Annotated in this window: 19 protein-coding genes; 6 read left to right on the top strand and 13 right to left on the bottom strand. The window is 31.5% G+C overall.

The features are described from left to right. The first annotated feature begins 2 nt into the window (after positions 1-2). On the top strand, positions 3-929 hold the full coding sequence (locus CLJU_RS10200) for a response regulator (RefSeq protein ID WP_013238729.1): 927 nt from the start codon (positions 3-5) through the stop codon (positions 927-929). A 61-nt stretch (positions 930-990) separates the two neighbouring features. Here the strand turns inward: CLJU_RS10200 and infC are convergent, their stop codons facing one another. The 3 genes from infC to CLJU_RS10185 form a co-directional block, all read right to left on the bottom strand. Continuing rightward, complete coding sequence (gene infC / locus CLJU_RS10195) at positions 991-1,509, bottom strand: translation initiation factor IF-3 (protein ID WP_023161700.1); 519 nt, start codon at positions 1,507-1,509, stop codon at positions 991-993. Positions 1,510-1,640: 131 nt separating this feature from the next. Further along, complete coding sequence (locus tag CLJU_RS10190) at positions 1,641-2,486, bottom strand: purine-nucleoside phosphorylase (RefSeq protein ID WP_013238727.1); 846 nt, start codon at positions 2,484-2,486, stop codon at positions 1,641-1,643. A gap of 45 nt (positions 2,487-2,531) precedes the next feature. After that, positions 2,532-3,167, bottom strand: a complete 636-nt coding sequence (locus CLJU_RS10185) for a cobalamin B12-binding domain-containing protein (protein ID WP_013238726.1) — start codon at positions 3,165-3,167, stop codon at positions 2,532-2,534. A 189-nt stretch (positions 3,168-3,356) separates the two neighbouring features. On the opposite strand from CLJU_RS10185, the gene CLJU_RS10180 reads away from it, so the two are divergent. Both CLJU_RS10180 and CLJU_RS10175 read left to right on the top strand, forming a co-directional pair. Continuing rightward, positions 3,357-4,910: a PucR family transcriptional regulator gene (locus tag CLJU_RS10180; RefSeq protein WP_013238725.1), complete on the top strand. Its 1,554-nt coding sequence runs from the start codon at positions 3,357-3,359 to the stop codon at positions 4,908-4,910. A gap of 49 nt (positions 4,911-4,959) precedes the next feature. After that, a complete protein-coding gene (locus CLJU_RS10175) occupies positions 4,960-6,813 on the top strand; it encodes an ASKHA domain-containing protein (RefSeq protein WP_013238724.1) in 1,854 nt (617 codons plus the stop codon). 47 nt (positions 6,814-6,860) lie between these two features. On the opposite strand, the gene CLJU_RS10170 is transcribed toward CLJU_RS10175, so the two are convergent. The 10 genes from CLJU_RS10170 to CLJU_RS10125 form a co-directional block, all read right to left on the bottom strand. Next, entirely contained in the window at positions 6,861-7,973 is a 1,113-nt protein-coding gene (locus tag CLJU_RS10170; protein WP_013238723.1) for a uroporphyrinogen decarboxylase family protein, read from the bottom strand. A 1-nt stretch (position 7,974) separates the two neighbouring features. After that, entirely contained in the window at positions 7,975-8,601 is a 627-nt protein-coding gene (locus CLJU_RS10165; RefSeq protein ID WP_013238722.1) for a cobalamin B12-binding domain-containing protein, read from the bottom strand. A gap of 210 nt (positions 8,602-8,811) precedes the next feature. Beyond that, the gene (locus CLJU_RS10160; RefSeq protein WP_013238715.1) at positions 8,812-9,609 is read right to left on the bottom strand and encodes a methyltetrahydrofolate cobalamin methyltransferase; all 798 of its coding nucleotides are present in this window, start codon (positions 9,607-9,609) and stop codon (positions 8,812-8,814) included. A gap of 96 nt (positions 9,610-9,705) precedes the next feature. Then, entirely contained in the window at positions 9,706-10,818 is a 1,113-nt protein-coding gene (locus tag CLJU_RS10155; protein ID WP_013238721.1) for a uroporphyrinogen decarboxylase family protein, read from the bottom strand. Position 10,819: 1 nt separating this feature from the next. Next, positions 10,820-11,446 carry a cobalamin B12-binding domain-containing protein gene (locus tag CLJU_RS10150; RefSeq protein WP_013238720.1) on the bottom strand — a complete coding sequence of 209 codons (627 nt, stop codon included), beginning with the start codon at positions 11,444-11,446 and terminating at the stop codon, positions 10,820-10,822. Positions 11,447-11,494: 48 nt separating this feature from the next. Then, entirely contained in the window at positions 11,495-12,049 is a 555-nt protein-coding gene (locus tag CLJU_RS10145) for a DUF2284 domain-containing protein (RefSeq protein ID WP_013238719.1), read from the bottom strand. A 39-nt stretch (positions 12,050-12,088) separates the two neighbouring features. Next, positions 12,089-12,541 carry a hypothetical protein gene (locus tag CLJU_RS10140; protein ID WP_013238718.1) on the bottom strand — a complete coding sequence of 151 codons (453 nt, stop codon included), beginning with the start codon at positions 12,539-12,541 and terminating at the stop codon, positions 12,089-12,091. Further along, positions 12,534-13,142 carry a GTP-binding protein gene (locus tag CLJU_RS10135; RefSeq protein WP_013238717.1) on the bottom strand — a complete coding sequence of 203 codons (609 nt, stop codon included), beginning with the start codon at positions 13,140-13,142 and terminating at the stop codon, positions 12,534-12,536. Before CLJU_RS10135 ends, CLJU_RS10140 begins: the two co-directional genes overlap by 8 nt. A 47-nt stretch (positions 13,143-13,189) precedes the next feature. Continuing rightward, positions 13,190-13,870 (bottom strand): DUF1638 domain-containing protein, encoded by a 681-nt coding sequence (locus tag CLJU_RS10130; RefSeq protein WP_013238716.1) that lies wholly within the window; start codon positions 13,868-13,870, stop codon positions 13,190-13,192. After that, positions 13,863-14,660, bottom strand: a complete 798-nt coding sequence (locus CLJU_RS10125) for a methyltetrahydrofolate cobalamin methyltransferase (RefSeq protein ID WP_013238715.1) — start codon at positions 14,658-14,660, stop codon at positions 13,863-13,865. The genes CLJU_RS10130 and CLJU_RS10125 overlap by 8 nt, the downstream gene beginning before the upstream one ends. Positions 14,661-15,114: 454 nt before the next feature. Here CLJU_RS10125 and CLJU_RS10120 point away from each other — a divergent pair, with 454 nt between their 5' ends. The 3 genes from CLJU_RS10120 (at position 15,115) to CLJU_RS10110 (ending at position 19,153) form a co-directional block, all read left to right on the top strand. Then, positions 15,115-15,864, top strand: a complete 750-nt coding sequence (locus CLJU_RS10120; protein ID WP_013238714.1) for a DeoR/GlpR family DNA-binding transcription regulator — start codon at positions 15,115-15,117, stop codon at positions 15,862-15,864. Continuing rightward, positions 15,864-16,769 (top strand): 1-phosphofructokinase, encoded by a 906-nt coding sequence (gene pfkB / locus CLJU_RS10115; protein ID WP_013238713.1) that lies wholly within the window; start codon positions 15,864-15,866, stop codon positions 16,767-16,769. Before CLJU_RS10120 ends, pfkB begins: the two co-directional genes overlap by 1 nt. A gap of 485 nt (positions 16,770-17,254) precedes the next feature. Further along, a complete protein-coding gene (locus CLJU_RS10110; RefSeq protein ID WP_013238712.1) occupies positions 17,255-19,153 on the top strand; it encodes a PTS fructose transporter subunit IIABC in 1,899 nt (632 codons plus the stop codon). The last annotated feature ends 34 nt before the right edge of the window (positions 19,154-19,187 follow it).

Genomic DNA, 19,187 nt, shown 5'->3' with positions numbered 1-19,187 from the left:
ATATGAAATTTTTTATTGTAGACGATGATGAAGCTATTCGTTCAATGTTATCTGAAATAATTGAAGATTACAATTTGGGAGAAGTTGTTGGTGAAGCAGCAAATGGCGTTCCCATATCAAGTAGCTTTTTATGTACTAAAAAAGTAGATATACTTATAATTGATCTTTTAATGCCAGTTAAAGACGGTCTTCAAACTATAAGTGAACTTGACCCTTCTTTTAAAGGTAAATCAATAATGCTATCCCAAGTAGAAAACAAAGAAATGATAGGAAAAGCTTATTCTTTAGGTGTACAGTACTACATTACAAAACCAATAAACAGACTTGAAGTAATTGGCGTTATAAAAAAAGTAGTTGAGCAAATAAAAATTGAAAAATCCATAAGTTATATTCAAGACACCTTGAACTTTTTAAAAATGGATACACTAGATAATAAGAACAGCTCAAAATCAAGTAAAGGTATTTTAGAATACAGTGAATTTATATTAAACCAATTAGGTATAATTGCTGAAAGCGGCAGTAAAGATCTACTATCCATTGTAGAATATTTATATACCCGTGAGAACACAAAAACTATTGAAAAGGATTTTCCATCTTTAAAAGAAATATTCACTAAAATCTCTGAAAAAAAACTCGGACAAAGTTCTTCTTCAATTGATATAAAAAAAGAGATAAAAGCGTCAGAACAAAGAGTTAGGAGGGCCGTGCTTCAGTCACTAAATTATATAGCCTCCCTTGGGCTTACAGACTATTCCAACCCAAAGTTTGAAGAATACGCTGCTGAGTTTTTCGATTTTACGGAAGTAAGAAAAAAAATGCTAGAACTAAAAAATAATACTCCTCTTAGTCAACCTATACATATAAATGTTAAAAAGTTTATCAAGGTTTTATATATAAAATCAAAAAATTACAAAAGCAATGATATATAAAAAATAGTATCAGAATTTTTACTAAAATTCTGATACTATTGTTCTATTTTTACTAAGTACTCTATTTCTTAGGGGCTAAAATCATAAACATATTATTTCCTTCTAATTTAGGTGCTCTTTCCACTACTGAGCTTTCATCTAATTTACTTAAAAATGTGTCAAAAACTTTCCTACCTAAACTTGTATAATTATTTTGTCTCCCCCTAAACCTTATAGAAACCTTCACTTTATTTCCTTTGGCCAAAAATTTTCTCGCATTATTTGCCTTGATTTCTATATCGTTTTCCTCAATAGTAGCACTTAATCTAACTTCCTTTAATTCTACAATTTTTTGATTCTTTTTAGCTTGTTTTGCTTTTTTAGATTGCTCATAAAGAAATTTACTATAATTCATTATCTTACATACAGGTGGCTTAGCCTGCGGCGAAACTGCTACTAAATCCATACCCTGCTCTCTTGCCATATTTAAAGCATCTTTAGTATTTACAATTTCACTTTCTTTTTCTCCTACCAATCTAATCTTGTCTGCCCTAATTTCTTCATTTAAGTTATTTTTTTTATTAATAGTATACACCTCCACAAATTAAAGTTTACCCATTTACTATTATATATAAGCATTCCGTCTTGTGCAACCACAAAATATGGTTATTCATCTCATTTTCTCAATATTTTTCAATTGCAATAATAAATATGTGTTTTAGTTTTCCTAATCTATATATTTTCTATTATTGCTTTAATCAATTTCGTAAACTTTTCACTAGCATAGAGGGAATTTTTTATAACTTCTTCATGATTTAGGGCTTGTTTCAATATCCCTGCTGCCATATTAGTTATGCAGGATATTCCAATAGTTCTCATACCACTGTGATTTGCCACAATCACCTCAGGAACTGTGGACATTCCCACTGCATCCCCTCCTAATACACTTAGCATCTTTATTTCAGCTGGCGTTTCATAGCTTGGCCCACTCATGTAAGCATATACTCCTTCTTGAATTGGTATGTGCAATTCATATGCCACCTTTTTTACCATTTCTCTAAGATGACTATCATATGCATCAGACATATCTGGAAATCTAGGTCCAAATTTTTCCAAGTTCTGTCCTATTAAAGGATTTTGTCCTGATAGATTTATGTGATCCTTTATAAGCATCAGATCTCCACTTTTATAATTTTTATTTATTCCTCCTGCAGCATTAGTTACTATTAGGTTTTGAATTTCCAACATCTTCATAACTCTAACAGGAAAAGTCACTTCTTTCATTGAATATCCTTCATAATAATGAAATCTGCCCTGCATTGCAGCTACTACCTTACCTTGAAGTTTTCCTACAACAAGACAGCTTTTATGACCTTCCACTGTAGAAATAGGAAAGTTTGGTATTTCACTATAAGGATATATTTTTTTGTCTTCAATTTCATCTGCGATATGCCCAAGACCCGATCCAAGTATAAGTGCTATCTCTGGTTTTACCTTTATTCCAGAGCTTATATAACTTGCAGCTTCCTCTATATTTGAGTTTAAATCTGTACCATTTTGTTTAAACATTAAATGCATTTCACTTCCTCTCTGCTAAATTTTATTATAGCACAAAATTTTCAACTATTTTATAGATTTCATCCCATATATTTCTTTACAGTATTGTACTGTTTCCTGAATTGTTCTAGGAAAAAAGTCTGCCTTTACATATTCACAAACCTGTTTATCCAATACTCCCCCTCCAATTAATATCTTAATTTCTTTTCCAAACTCTGTATTCCTTATAGATTGTATGCATTCCTTTAAATTTTCAAAGCAATTTGTTAAAAGACATGAAATGGCTACAACCTTAGGATGATATTCTTTAATTGCTTTAATAAATTTTTCAGTTGATACATCCGTTCCTAGATCAATTACTTTAAAATCATTACTGCTCATGGCAGTACATACTATGTTTTTACCTACATCATGTATATCTCCATAAATAGTTCCCATAACAAATACTCCATGTTTAGCTGTGCCAGAGGGCATTAAATCTTTAAGTATTTGTGAAACTTCTTTAAATATTTCTCCTGATATAATAAGTTCAGACATAAAGTATCTTTTTTCTTGAAATCTTTTTCCTACAATTTCAATACCCTTTTGCAAATAACCTACAATATCCATTACAGGTACATTTGCTTTTATAAGAGCATTTACTTCTTCAATGACTAAATCTTCATCAAGTTCTGCCATTGCGTCTATAAGTACCTTGCTCATAAAAAATATCCCCCTCATAATTTATACTTATGTATATAAACTACCATAAATACACCCATAAAGCATCATACAATATGAAGAAATTTTAACTTAAAAGTATACAATATGTATAATATGCTCTTCTAATAACAAATTAGCACTTTTATTATGTCAAATAATAGTTTATTATGATATTGAGAGGTGTTTAATATGGGGATGGATCTACGTACTTTCCTAGGCAAAATAAAAAATTATAATCCTAGGTTATATATTTCACAAACAGAAGGAATAACAATTAAATATGTTAAACTCCTTGAAGAAAATCAAACTTTATTTGAACCAGACCATTTATATGTATGCAAAACCTTTAATTTTAAAAAAATCCCACCGCAAAAAGGTGCTATAAATATACTTTGTATTAAAACTGACGATCTTCAATATAAACCAGATAAAAATTCCATAGTAAATTTAATAGTGTTGAATACTAATATGGATATATTTAAAACTTTCAATGAAATACAAAGTATCTTAATAAAGTATCAAGAATTTAGTATAGCTTCAACAAAACTATTAGATGCTTTAATAAGTGGAAAGGGGCTTGAATATATAGTAAATACGGGATGTGAGATTCTTAAAAACCCTATATGTATCCTAGATCTTAGCTTTAAGCTCATTGCATCTTCCAAAGATATTAAAGTAGAGGATCCTGTATGGATTGAACTTTTAACTAAAGGTTACTGTTCCTACAACTTTGTACCTATGTCAAATGTTCGAAATTTTATTGATGTAGTACACAAAAGCAGTTCTCCTATTTTTATAGGAAAAGATAAATTTAGAATTCCACGTATAATATCAAATATTAAAATTAATGATAAAGTAGTTGGATATGTAACTGCGTTGGAGTGTCAAAAACCATTTTCTAGAAATGACATAGAATTTATCTTTCTTTTATGTAAAGTAGTTGCTTCTGAAATGCAGAAAAACAGTTCACTGCAAAACATAAAAGGATTGAAATATGAAAATTTTATCATGGATTTACTCAATGGAAAAGAAACTGATACACGAGTTATTGAAGAAAGGTCAAAATTTTTAGATTTACATTTCAAACCTAATCTCTATATACTTGTAGTAAATGTACCTCAAAATAATTTTGTAAACATCCCTCTTCACAGGGTAAGAGATGCTATTGAATATATGCTAGTAGGAAGTAAGTCTGTCATATATGAAAATTCTGTTGTCATACTAATAAGCCAAAAAAATAAAATATCAGATATTGATCACAGTTTTAGTAAAGTCATAGACTTCTTTAAAAAAAATAATATACATGGCGGTTTAAGTAGATGTTTTCATGATCTAGCTAATACCAGGAAATACTATGAACAAGCTTTAAAGGCTATTACACTTGGTATGGGACTGAAAATAAATAAATTTCTTTTTTTCTACGAAGATTTAGCAATATTCCACTTATTAGAAACATGTTCATCAAAAAGTGATTTAAAAAATTTTTGTCATGATTCAATATTTAACTTAATGAGATATGATAAATCCCATAATACCAAATACTTAAAGTGTCTTCGTTTTTATTTGTCAAATGAAAAAAATCAGTTGAAAACATCAAAAACTTTAAACATTTGCAGGAGTACTTTAGTTCATCGTATAGAAAAAATCCAAGAAATTATGGGCGTTAATTTAAATGATGTAAAAATTACATTTCATCTCAATTTAAGTTTTATTATACTTGAATATATTGATGAATTTAAATAGGTTGTTTATATTTATCAATATAAATTTCATATCATTGGGGGTATCTTAAATGAGCAATTACACAGTTACTTTTAAACCTGAAAACCGCATAATATCTGTCTGTGAAGGAACTACTCTTAAAGAAGCTATTACAGCTGAAGGATTAGATTTTGATTTTCCCTGCGGTGGAATGGGCACTTGTGGTAAATGTAGAATTAAAATATTAGATAAAAACTTAAAGGCTACAGAAAAGGAACTTAAATTTTTAGAAGAAAAAGAACTTAAAGAAGGTATACACCTTGCTTGTGAAACCAAGGTATACAGCGATATAACCGTTCAACTAAATCAGAAGAAAAATGAAGTCTATAATATACTACAATCATCCACAAAAAGGACCTTTACTATTAAACCTCTTATTGAAAAAGTTTACGTAGAAGTAGACTTGCCTTCCTTAGACAAGCAGAAATCTGATTTAAAACGTTTAAAAGAGAAATTAATGCAAAAAAAACCAAATTATAAAGATATTAAAATGAATATTTCTGTTTTAAGGGAACTGCCCGTGAAACTTCGTCAAGCAAACCACCATATAACTGCAGTTATTCACGGCAATGAGATTATTGGTATAGAAATGGGAAATACTGAAAATACCATGCTTGGTGTGGCTTTTGATATTGGTACTACTACTATTGTAGCTTATCTAATGGATCTATATACTGGAGAGAAACTTGCTGTTTCTTCAGCAATGAACCCTCAAATAAAGTTTGGGGCAGACGTAATCTCACGTACAACTTTTGCCAATCAAAATGAAAACGGTGTTAAATTAATGCAATCTACTCTCTTGGATGTATTAAATAAATTAATTGAAGATAGTGTACATAAAGCAAATATATTAAAGGAAAACATATATGCAATTACCATTGTGGGAAATACCTGCATGCACCATCTATTTCTAGGTCTTACTCCAAAATATATTGCATATATACCTTATGTTCCCGTAATAAGCGAAACACTGGAATTAAAATCATCAGATCTTAACCTTCACATAAATCCATCAGGTAAGGTATTTGTGCTTCCAAATATCGCTGGGTTTGTAGGGGCAGATACTGTAGGTGTAATTTTAGCCTCAGAAATGGATAAAAGTAAAGATGTAAAATTAGCTATCGATATAGGTACTAATGGCGAAATAGTCCTAGGATCTTCAAAGAAACTTGTCTCCTGTTCTGCTGCAGCAGGTCCTGCTTTTGAAGGAGCTCAAATAAGCAGCGGTATGAGAGGTGCAAAGGGTGCTATAGATCATGTAAGCTTTGGTGAATCTCTAAACTACACTGTTATAGGAAATGAAAAACCTGAAGGTATTTGCGGATCTGCTCTACTTGATATTGTGGCAGGACTTGTGAGACTTGGAATAATAAATAAAAGAGGAAAGCTTTTATCCCCTGACAACTTTATAAATCCAAATGCACTTCCATTTAAAAATAATATAATAACTTATGAAGGTGCAAATGCCTTCTTAATAGTTCCTCCATCGGAAACAGCACATGGACGTGCTATTATGCTTACTCAAAATGATATAACTTCACTTCAGCTAGCAAAAGGAGCTATATCTGCAGGTATAAGCATACTTGTGAAAAAGTGTAATATAAATACATCCGATATAAAAGAAGTAATCTTAGCTGGTGCTTTTGGTAACTATATGGACCCACATAGTGCCTGTACAATAGGTTTAATTCCACCAGAGCTTGAAAATAAGATACAATTAGTAGGAAATGCTGCTGGTACAGGTTCAATGCTTGCCCTACTGTCAAATGACGAATATGAGCATTCTAATACTATAGCTAGTAAAGTAACTTACATTGAATTAGGAGCACAAAAAGATTTTAACAGAGAATTTGCTCATGGAATGCAATTTCAAGATTATAAGTAGAATAAAAAAATTCACCAGTTAAATTAAACTGGTGAATTTTTTTATTTCTATCTGCCTGTAGCTGCAGAAATCATTGCTTTTACATTTTCAACTTTTGCATTTGGAGGTACACTACATCCACTTGCTAAAATAAATCCATCTCCCATATCTTTAACAAGTTTAGAAGCATAATCATACACTTCATCAGGAGTACCAAGAACAAGCTTCCCAGCAGGTACATCTCCTTTAATGCACATACGATCTCCAAGCTTTTCTTTTATTTTATAAATATCTGTTACACCATCTGTTTCAAATACAATCTTTCCCTTTGGAAAATCTTTAAAGTAGTCAAGATCACGCTCCCAGTTTCCATCAATGTGGATGCTACATATTGTGCCTTCTTCTATAACAGCATCTGCTGTCTCCTTAATATATTTCCATACAAAACGCTCCCATAACTTAGGAGAATAGAATTCACTAGCTCCACGTGCTGGAGAAAGGAAAAGTACATCTGGTTTAGTAGCTCTTATTTGCTTCCTTATGCCTTCAACTACTTCTGCCTGAATAACATCCAAAGTTTCCTCAACTTTATCGGGCATTCTAAATAAATCCCTCATAAATTTTGCCATAGAACGTCCTCCACTCAAATATTCATTTACAGTTATAACTGCAGCAGGACTATATACTACAAATCCAGCATCTTTGACATTCTGATCGGCTTGTGGAGCATAAGCTGCATCTGCCATAATTTCATCAACATTAATTCCCAATCTATCTTTTAAGTAACCAGGCATAAAATTGTTCCAGCCTTTATTTATAATGGTGTCATAATCCTCTGGCTTCATCATTTCTGCTTCATCAATCTGCCAAAGCATGTCATCTGCAAGCTCTCGTCCTGGAAGCTTAACTCTTGACATAAATTCTAATGGAAATAAAGGTCCTACAGAGTAGGATGAATTAACTCCATCCACATCTCCCAAATCTTTTAGAGAATCTATTATAACCTTATTCGATACTTTGACACTATCTTTTCCACAAATATCTGCCAACTTCAATCCCATATGTCTAGCGGCAAAAGAATCATTCATAAGTATAACAGGTGTTCTATCTGTTTTTTCTAATGCCAATGTTTTTCTAAATCTATCTAAACGTTCATTGTATAATTGTTGTGTTGTCTTCATATTACTTTACCCCCATAGCTTTTTTACAGAAATCTACTGTCTGCTGTGCATCTTTACAAACTAAATCTGCACCCATGTATTTTCCTGCTGCCTCGTCTACAGGACCACCTCCAACTAAAATCTTTAAATCCTTTCTAAGTCCTGCATCTTCTATTTCCTTTATGCATTGTTTTACGTTATCAAAGCAAGTAGTCAAAAGGCAAGATATTCCTATTACCTTAGGCTTGTATTGCTTTATAGCTTCAATATATTTTGATGTAGGTACATCAACTCCTAAATCCTTTACATCAAAGCCGTTACTCTTCATTACAGTAGTTACTATATTTTTTCCTATATCATGTATATCATCATAAATAGTTCCCATTACAAATATGCCGTTGCTTGATCCTGAAGCTTCTCCTAATCCTCCAATGATCTCTGATGCTTCATTAAACACTTCTGCTGACATTATAAGTTCAGATAAAAAATATTCCTTTTTTTCAAATCTATTTCCTACAATTCCCATTCCCTCTTGCAAATCTGCTATTATATCTAATACTGGTGTTCCATTTTCCTTTTGTGCTTTCACCTCTGCTAAAACAACATCTTCATCCAAATCTGCCATTGCATCAACTAACTTTTTATTCATTTTCATATCCTCCCTCTTTAATTTAAATTGAATATAATATCTTTCAAGCATTTTACTTAATATTTGCAAATTTATTTACTATAACAATGCTTTGAAAGTTTTTTCTAATCCCTAAAATAAAAACATATCTATTTAAAATAAATCGATTTCACTAGTTGCCCTATTCAATCATTATTAACTATCCTGCATGCCACTACAACAGTTCTTATATTATTCATATAATCCCTCACGGAATGCTTTAATGAACTTTCTTGAAAACCTATCTTGTCCAAGTAATGTTTGTGATGCAAGTAAAGCACCCCTCATTTCCTTATTTGTTGGATCCATAATGTATGAGTCCATTCCACGAGCCATAGTTTGAACCATAAATAATCTATTCAATACTTTTCTTGCTGGCAAGCTATATGATATATTACTTAATCCACAGGTAGTATGTACTCCTGGATAGCTTTCCATTATTTTTTGTATTGCAGCTAGTACTTCTATTCCATTGTTTTGTCCTGCACTTATTGGTTTTATAAGTGGATCTATATATATATCATCAAGAGCTATTCCTTCTCCAGTAAGTTTTGTTATAAGGGAATCTGCTATCCTAAGCCTGTCTTCCTGTGTCTTTGGCATTCCTGTGTTGTCAATACAAAGTGCTATTATTTTAGAATTAAACTCTTTTACTAGTGGAAGTATTGTATTCCACCTTTCATCTTCTCCTGTTATGGAATTGATCATTGGTTTTCCATTTTTTACTTTTTTTAATCCAGCTTCTAGAGCTAGAGGATTAGGACTATCTATACATAATGGAAGGTCTGTTGCCTGAAGAATATTTTCAACCAGCCATTCCATGGTTTCCACTTCAGTTTGCATAAATGTTCCACAGTTTACATCTATATAAGTTGCCCCTGCTTCTTCTTGTTTTTTTGCAATTTCCTGTATGTAGTTTCCATCTTTTTTTTCTACAGCTTCACGTATAAGCTTTCTGCTTGTATTTATTAATTCTCCTATAATTAACATACTTCAACCTCCTTCTATTTTTACCTGATTTTCATAATTTCCTAATAAACAATTTAATTAAAACATTTACAATTTAACTTATAATAATTATTTTTTTTACCTGCCTGTAGCTGCAGAAACCATTGCTTTTACATTTTCAACTTTTGCATTTGGAGGTATTGAGCATCCACTAGCTAGAATAAATCCTGTACCCATATCATCAATAAGCTTTTTACTGTAACTATAAATATCATCAGGAGTGCTAAGTACAAGTTTTGCTGCAGGTACATCTCCTTTAATGCATACAGTGCTTCCAAGTACCTCCTTTATCTTATAAATATCCGTCATACCATCTGTTTCAAATATAACTTTTCCCTTTGGAAAATCCTTGAAGTAACTAAGATCACGTTCCCAGTTTCCATCACAATGAATGGCACATACAGCGCCTTCTTCTATAATGGCATCTGCTGTCTCCTTAATATATTTCCATACAAAGCGCTCCCACAACTTAGGGGAGAAAAATTCACTAGCTCCACGTGCTGGAGAAAGAAACATAACTTCAGGCTTAGTTTCTCTAATTTGTTTTCTTAACTTCTCTAAATTCTCTTTTTGAATAACTTCCAAAGCTGCTTCAACCTTATCTGGCATTCTAAATAAATCCCTCATGAATTTTGCCATAGAACGTCCACCGCTTAAATACTCATTTACAGTTATAGTTACAGCTGGACTGTATACCAAATAACCCGCATCCTCAATATTCTTATCTGCTTGTGGTCCATAAGCTAAATCTCTTAAAATTGAATCCATGTCAATGCCTAATCTATCTTTTAAATAACCAGGCATAAAGTTATTCCAACCTTTATTTATAATTGTGTCATAATCCTCTGGATGCATCATTTCTGCTTCATCTAATTGCCAAAGCATATCATCAGGAAGTTCTCGTCCCGGGAGCTTAACTCTTGACATAAATACTAATGGGAATACACGTCCTCCACTATATGATGCCTCAGTTCCATCAACATCTCCCAAATCTTTTAATGAATCCAATATAATCTTATTTGATACCTTTACACTATCTTCACCACAAATATCTGATAATTTTACTCCCATATGCTTAGCACAAAAAGCATCCATATGCAATATAACAGATGTTCTATCAGTTTTCTCCAATGCAATTGATTTTCTAAATCTACTTAAACGTTCATCATATAACTCTTTTGTAGTTTTCATATTATTTTACCCCCATAGCTTTTTTACAGAAATCTACTGTTTGCTGTGCATCTTTGCAAACTAAGTCTGCACCCATGTATTTTCCTGCTGCCTCGTCTACAGGGCCACCTCCAACTAAAATCTTTAAATCTTTTCTAAGTCCTGCATCTTCTATTTCCTTTATACATTGTTTTACGTTATCAAAGCAAGTAGTCAAAAGGCAAGATATTCCTATTACCTTAGGCTTGTATTGCTTTATAGCTTCAATATATTTTGATGTAGGTACATCAACTCCAAGGTCTTTTACGTCAAAACCATTGCTTTTCATTACAGTAGTTACAATATTTTTTCCTATATCATGTATATCATCGTAAATAGTTCCCATTACAAATATTCCGTTATTTGGTCCTGAAGCTTCTCCTAATCCTCCAATGATCTCTGATGCTTCATTAAACACTTCTGCAGACATAATAAGTTCAGATAAAAAATATTCCTTTTTTTCAAATCTATTTCCTACAATTCCCATACCTTCTTGTAAGTCTGCTATTATATCTAATACTGGTGTTCCATTTTCCTTTTGTGCTTTTACCTCTGCTAAAACAACATCTTCATCCAAATCTGCCATTGCATCAACTAATTTTTTACTCATAATACTTCCCCCTTTAATTTAAATTGAATATAGTATCTTTCAAATAAATCATTCATTAAAAAGTATAAGCCCTACATAAGAAAGTGTATTTAATCCATTATAATATGGAATTCCTGCTCCTTTTTCAAGTGCCATAACATCAATTCCATAAGCCTCAACAGATGAAAGTGCTTTATCTGGATATCTGCACTCTTTTCCATCAAGATAAGTGCATCTTTTACACACTGTACAACACCCTGCATTTAGAGGTAAAATATCCTCAAACTCATATTTGTCTTTTATGCTGCTAACAATATTTCTAAATATTTTTTCATGAACATCTTTAGAAGCAGCCATACCTCTCCAGTCAAAAGAATTAGACAATTTATGAACTGTCTGTATTAAAAGTCCTTTTCTATACTGTTTAACTTTTTCCATTAATTCTGATATAGGACCAATAGCTGGCGGGCCCATCCAGTTGGTGTCATAATTGCCACAAATATTTTTCTCACAGGCTTTTCTGTAATCTTCATGAAATTTAATTTTTGATGTATCTATAACTGCTGCGTAACTTGCATCTAACTCAAGTGCATCTTTGACCAAATCGTCAGAATTAATTTTCATATATTAGATCCTCCTAAACTAGAAAATATTAAAATATATTTAATTCATATAACATAAAAGCTCTTCATCTAATTTTTTTAACACTACAGATTTTAAAGTTTCTTCATCAGTTCCAAAAACAATGGCTGTCATATTCACTGTAATATTTTTTATATCATAATCATTATTTTCAGAAAAGGTTTTAACGTTAATTTTCTTTCCTGTAGTAGCAACCCATAAATTAAAATCCTTTTCATCCTTTACAAAGATTTTAATATGACCTATAAAATGTTTATTTTCTATGGCCCACTTTCTTAAACTTTCAATCCAATGTACAAAAGATTCTTGTAACTTATCTCCTTTAGCTTCTTTTTCAAGTTCAAAAGACTTTGTATATGAAAAAACAGCTGGTACTTCATTTAATTCTCCATATAAATCTTCTTCAGTTTCATCGCAATGATGATGGTGGTGATGTTCCTCACAATGGGAATGGTCATGTTCATGATTATTCATTGCTTTTAGCCACCTCTTTCCATATACTATCATTTATATCTTTATTTGCAGATACCTTATATAAAGTAGCCTTTGGATTAACTTCTTTTACAGACCGTTCTATATTTTTTAATTGCTTATCTGTAACTAGATCTATCTTATTTACAAGAATTGTATTTCCATCTGATATCTGTGATTTTATAAGTACTGGTGCTATTTCAGTAAGTTCTTCAAATCGTTCTGCATCAACTACACTTACAATCCGTATGCTTTCTATTCCTTTACCATATTTATTAAGTGTACTTAAAATCTTGCTAGGATAAGCTAGTCCCGTAGTTTCAATAATTACCCATTCGGGATCAACTTTTTCACGAAGATCATTTAAAGTAATTACGAGGTCAGATGAAAGCTGACAACAAATACACCCAGAAAATAATTCTTTTACACTTAATCCTTTACTTTTAAGCACTTTGTCATCAATACCCGTTTCTCCAACTTCATTTTCAATTATTACAAGATTTTGCTTATTGGGACTTTGTTTTTCAACTAAAAAGTGTGCTAGTGATAATATTAAACTTGTTTTACCAGAGCCAAGAAATCCTCCAAAAATAATTAAATTCATTTAATTACACCATCCTTTTCATTGGAACTAGAGTTCAAATTATTTTTTTAAACTTCAGATCTACCATATATATGTTCCATTGAGACCGTTTCATAGGGGTTAATTACTACAAATTCATCATTATTCCAAGGACCAGTTAAAAGCTTTTTAATATAGCTAATTGTTCCAGGAATTACTTCCTGTTTTAATTTTAAATCTGCTGCAATCTGATGAGTTATTTTTATAAAGTCTTCTGATTCATCAGTTTCTGTTTCAATAACTCCAAGTCTTTCATAATTTCCTAGCATTATTTTATATACCTTATCTGCTTTAGCTTTCCCAAATCTTTTTACTGTATCCTTATATTCAGCCCATATGTTTTTTTCAGAATTCAGCCAGCCTTCAGTGAGAAAATAAGTTTCCTTTTCTTTTGAAATATTTTTTCGCCTTTCACTAGAACCAAGTAATAAAGTAATGCAATCATCTACTCGTGGAAAAATAACTTTATAATCGAGTGATTTTAATCCGATGACGGCATTTCCGCAGTAACCAAAAGCTAAAAGCACCTGATCTACATTTGATATACTATCTAATTTTTTTTGTATACACTCTCTTAATTCTCCTGTATTAAGGTGCAGCCCCGATTCTATCCATAATATAGGATAATCACAATGAATTTCATTAATTACCCTTTCTAATTCCTCTTTAATAGTCCTGCATGCCACCACAACAGTTCTTATATTACTCATATAATCCCTCACGGAATGCTTTAATGAACTTTCTTGAGAACCTATCTTGTCCAAGTAATGTTTGTGATGCAAGTAAGGCACCCCTCATTTCCTTATTTGTTGGATCCATAATGTATGAGTCCATTCCACGAGCCATAGTTTGAACCATAAATAATCTATTCAATACTTTTCTTGCTGGCAAGCTATAGGATATATTACTTAATCCACAGGTAGTATGTACTCCTGGATAGCTTTCCATTATTTTTTGTATTGCAGCTAGTACTTCTATTCCATTGTTTTGTCCTGCACTTATTGGTTTTATAAGTGGATCTATATATATATCATCAAGAGCTATTCCTTCTCCAGTAAGTTTTGTTATAAGGGAATCTGCTATCCTAAGCCTGTCTTCCTGTGTCTTTGGCATTCCTGTGTTGTCAATACAAAGTGCTATTATTTTAGAATTAAACTCTTTTACTAGTGGAAGTATTGTATTCCACCTTTCATCTTCTCCTGTTATGGAATTGATCATTGGTTTTCCATTTTTTACTTTTTTTAATCCAGCTTCTAGAGCTAGAGGATTAGGACTATCTATACATAATGGAAGGTCTGTTGCCTGAAGAATATTTTCAACCAGCCATTCCATGGTTTCCACTTCAGTTTGCATAAATGTTCCACAGTTTACATCTATATAAGTTGCCCCTGCTTCTTCTTGTTTTTTTGCAATTTCCTGTATGTAGTTTCCATCTTTTTTTTCTACAGCTTCACGTATAAGCTTCCTGCTTGTATTTATTAATTCTCCTATTATTAACATATTTTAACCTCCTTCTATTTTTACCTCATTTTCATAATTTCCTAATAAACAATTTAATTAAAACATTTACAATTTAACTTATAATAATTATTTCTCCTTTTTAGTATTAGGTAGTTCTTGTAATTTATCCTATAAAAATTATTGAAAATAAATTGTTCATTAAATATAGAATAGCACATATTTTTTTGAAATTCACCCTACATAATGCAGAATTTGACATTGCTAATTTATACACACTGTGTACATACTTAGTTTTGTAAATAAAAATAATTCATCCATATTAAATTTAGGGGAAGAATTTCTCTATGTGATTGATTTTGAAACATTAATGAATTATTTTGAATGTTTTTGAATTAAAATGATTGTTTTTTAGAAAATTTTATACTATAATGTTTACATAAAATACATTTAATGATTAATAATAAATTTTATCTAGGAAAGAAGGTGATCAATTTTGCTAACAGAACAGCGCCATAAGATAATATTAGAGAAATTAAAGCAAAATGGAATTGTAAAGGTTAACGATTTAGTAAACCTTTTAAATACATCTGAGTCTACTATAAGACGTGATTTAACTTATCTTGAAAATATAAATGTACTAAAGAGAATTCATGGTGGTGCTACAATTCCAAAAGGCCGTCTCATAGAACCAACTTATAATGAAAAACAAATTCAAAATGTAGATCAAAAAAGAAAAATAGCAAAATTCGCAGCATCCTATATAGAAGAAGGAGATTGTATATATTTAGATGCAGGAACTTCTACTTTTGAAATGATTCAATATATAAATAAAAAATCTCTGATAGTAGTAACTAATGGATTAAATCATATAAATGCTATTATTGAAAACAATATAAATGGATATATACTAGGAGGAAAAGTTAAAAATAGTACAAAAGCTGTTATAGGATGCGATGCACTTAAAAGTATTGAAAAATTTAGATTTGACAAATGCTTTTTAGGTATAAACGGCATTCATCTAAAATACGGATTTACTACTCCCGACTCTGAAGAAGCTATACTTAAAGAAAATGCCATTAAACATTCAGGTCAAAGCTACATCCTTGCAGATGAGAGTAAATTTGGAGAAGTAAGTTTTGTAAAGGTAGGAAATTTAGATCAAGCTTCCATAATTACAAACTGTAAAATAGAAAATTATGAAAAATATATACAAAAAACTAAAGTAAAGGTTGTGACAGATTAATGATATATACAGTAACTTTAAATCCTTCAATAGACTATGTTATACAAACTGATAACTTAATTTTAGGTTCCATAAATAGAGTTGTAAATGAAAAAAAATATGCCGGTGGAAAAGGAATAAATGTGTCCAGAGTTCTAAGCAATCTTGGATCATCAAGTAAAGCATTGGGATTCATAGGTGGATTTACTGGCAAGTTTATAGAGGATTCTCTTAAAAATTCAGGTATTCTTACAGATTTTATACAAGTTAATGAAGACACAAGAATAAATATAAAACTTAAATCCAATAAGGAAACTGAAATAAATGCTGCAGGACCACATATAGATAGCTCTAATCTAAATAAACTATTCGAAAAAATAGAAAATTTGAAGCCAGAAGATTTTATAGTACTTGCAGGAAATGTACAAAAATCTATACCATCCAATATATATTCTATAATTCAAGAAAAATGTGAAAACAGCAAAGTTATAGTAGATACTACCGGAGATGCCCTTACTTCTACATTAAAATATAAACCATTTTTAATAAAACCTAATATACATGAACTTGGAGACATATTTGATGTAGAAATTAAAGATATAAAAAATTGTATTTATTATGCCAATAAATTAAAAGATATGGGTGCCCAAAACATAATAATTTCAATGGGAAAGCATGGCGCCCTACTTTTATGCGATGAAGGTATTTACACTGCTTCTGCACCAAAAGGAGAAGTAAAAAATTCCGTAGGTGCTGGTGATTCCGTTGTAGCTGGTTTTCTTGCCCAATATACAAAAAGTTTTAACATAGTTGAAAGTTTCAGATATGGTGCTGCTTCCGGAAGTGCAACTGCTTTTTCTAAAGACTTATGTAAAAAAGATGATGTTGAGAATTTACTTTCTGATGTACACATAGCTAAACTTTAACATAAACGGAGTTCTTGGTTTCAGGTGGAAGGTTTTTTTCCATCTGAAACTTAGAAATCGTTATCCAGGGGCGTAGCAGCCATTATCCCCCACTTTATAAGAAGATGGGGATATTACGGCTGGTAGCCATCGGATAAAGTAATCCAGAGATGCATCCATCGGATAAAAAACTGTAATATGTTTAACTCAACTTTCGCAGTTTAAAAACTTTGCGAATCAAAGCTCGCAAGTTAAGAATTAATAATGAAAAATTAATAGTGAAGGATGATTTTTAGCTGTCGCAAAAAATCTTTAAATTTATATAAGTCAGTGATTAGTAATGTTTTGCTTTAGCAAAACGAGCCTTCAAAAATTTAATTAAAGATTTTTTGTAGTGTAACGGAAAAAAATCCACATTAACTATTAATTCTTCATTCTTAACTATTAACTAAAAAAATTTTATATGTGCAAAAGTTGAAATATTAATTTACAATGGAGGTAAAATTATGAAAATCACTGAACTTTTAGAAGAAAGTACAATAAAGCTTAAATTAGACTCAAACACCAAATTAGAAGTAATAGACGAACTTATAAATATACTTGATTCAGCTGGAAAATTAAACAATAAAGAGGAATATAAAAAACAAATACTTAAAAGAGAATCTGAGTTCTCTACAGGAATAGGAGAAGGTATAGCAATTCCCCATGCAAAAACAGCAGCCGTAAAAATTCCTTCCTTAGCTTTTGGAATAAAAAAAGAAGGATTAGACTACGAATCCTTAGATGGAACTGATGCCCAATTATTTTTTATGATAGCAGCAAGCGAAGGTGCCGATAATGAACATTTAGATACCCTTGCCAGATTATCCAGTATGCTTATGAATAAAGAATTCAAAAACAAACTTATAAATGCAAAATCTAAAGATGAAGTATTAAATCTCATAGATAAACAGGAAGCTGAATATGTAAAATCTAAAAATCATAGCACTACATCTAAAGAAAGCAATATAAGTGAATCCCCTAGTAAATTAGTATTAGCAGTTACAGCTTGTCCTACAGGTATAGCACATACATATATGGCAGCAGATGCGTTAAACAACAAAGCTAAAGATATGGGAATTGAAATTAAGGTAGAAACAAATGGATCTACTGGTGTAAAAAATGAGCTTACTGATGAAGACATACAAAAGGCAGATGGCATAATTGTAGCTGCAGATAAACAAGTTGAAATGACAAGATTTAATGGCAAAAAATTAATCCAGGTATCTGTGTCTGATGCTATTAAAGATCCTGAAGGACTTATAAATAAAGCCTTGATGGATGATGCTCCTACATACCATTCAGATAAAAAAGTTGAAGGATCTAATTCAGATAAAAAGCAGCGAACCGGTTTTTATAAACATTTAATGAATGGTGTTTCAAATATGCTTCCCTTCGTCGTAGGTGGAGGTATACTTATAGCTATATCATTTATGTTTGGCATTAAAAGCTTTGATCCTAAAGATCCGTCTTTTAATGTTGTGGCCAAGCTATTACATGATATAGGCGGTACTTATGCATTTTCTCTTATGGTACCTGTACTTGCTGGTTTTATTGGAATGAGTATAGCAGATAGACCTGGTTTTGCACCTGCTATGGTTGGTGGTTTTATAGCAGCTAATAATGGAGCTGGATTCCTAGGTGGATTAATTGCTGGATTTTTAGGTGGTTATGTTGTTATATTACTAAAGAAAGTCTTTTCTGGACTACCTGCTTCACTTGAAGGTATAAAGCCTGTACTTTTATATCCGTTATTAGGAATATTAATTACCGGAGCTATAATGCTTTTGTTTATCGTAAATCCTGTAAAAGCTATAAATACAGCTCTAGAGCAATGGCTTGGATCAATGGGAACAGCCAATAAAGTTATTTTAGGAATTATATTAGGTGGAATGATGGCTGTAGATATGGGAGGTCCTGTGAATAAGGCAGCTTATACTTTTGGAATAGCCATGATAGCTGCAGGTAAATTCACCCCTCATGCTGCAATAATGGCAGGTGGAATGGTTCCTCCTCTTGGAATTGCTATTGCTACTACATTTTTTAAGCATAAGTTTACAAGAGAAGAAAGAGATGCAGGAAAAACTTGTTATATAATGGGAGCTACTTTTATAACTGAAGGTGCTATACCATTTGCAGCCTCAGATCCTGCAAGAGTAATTCCTGCATCTATAGTGGGAGCTGCTGTTGCTGGAGGACTATCCATGATGTTCAACATAGGACTTCCTGCACCTCACGGTGGTATATTTGTAATACCAATAGTTAGTGGTAATCCACTCTTATACGTATTTGCTATATTAATAGGTTCTTTTATAACCGCAGCCTTGCTTGGCTTAATGAAAAAACCTTTGGATCAAAAATTATAATTATTATTTCTTATAGAAAATGTTCCTGAGAATC

It is taken from the genome of Clostridium ljungdahlii DSM 13528 (assembly GCF_000143685.1).
GTDB classification, from domain to species: Bacteria; Bacillota; Clostridia; order Clostridiales; family Clostridiaceae; genus Clostridium_B; species Clostridium_B ljungdahlii.
This window is presented reverse-complemented; position numbering and strand designations above follow the sequence as displayed.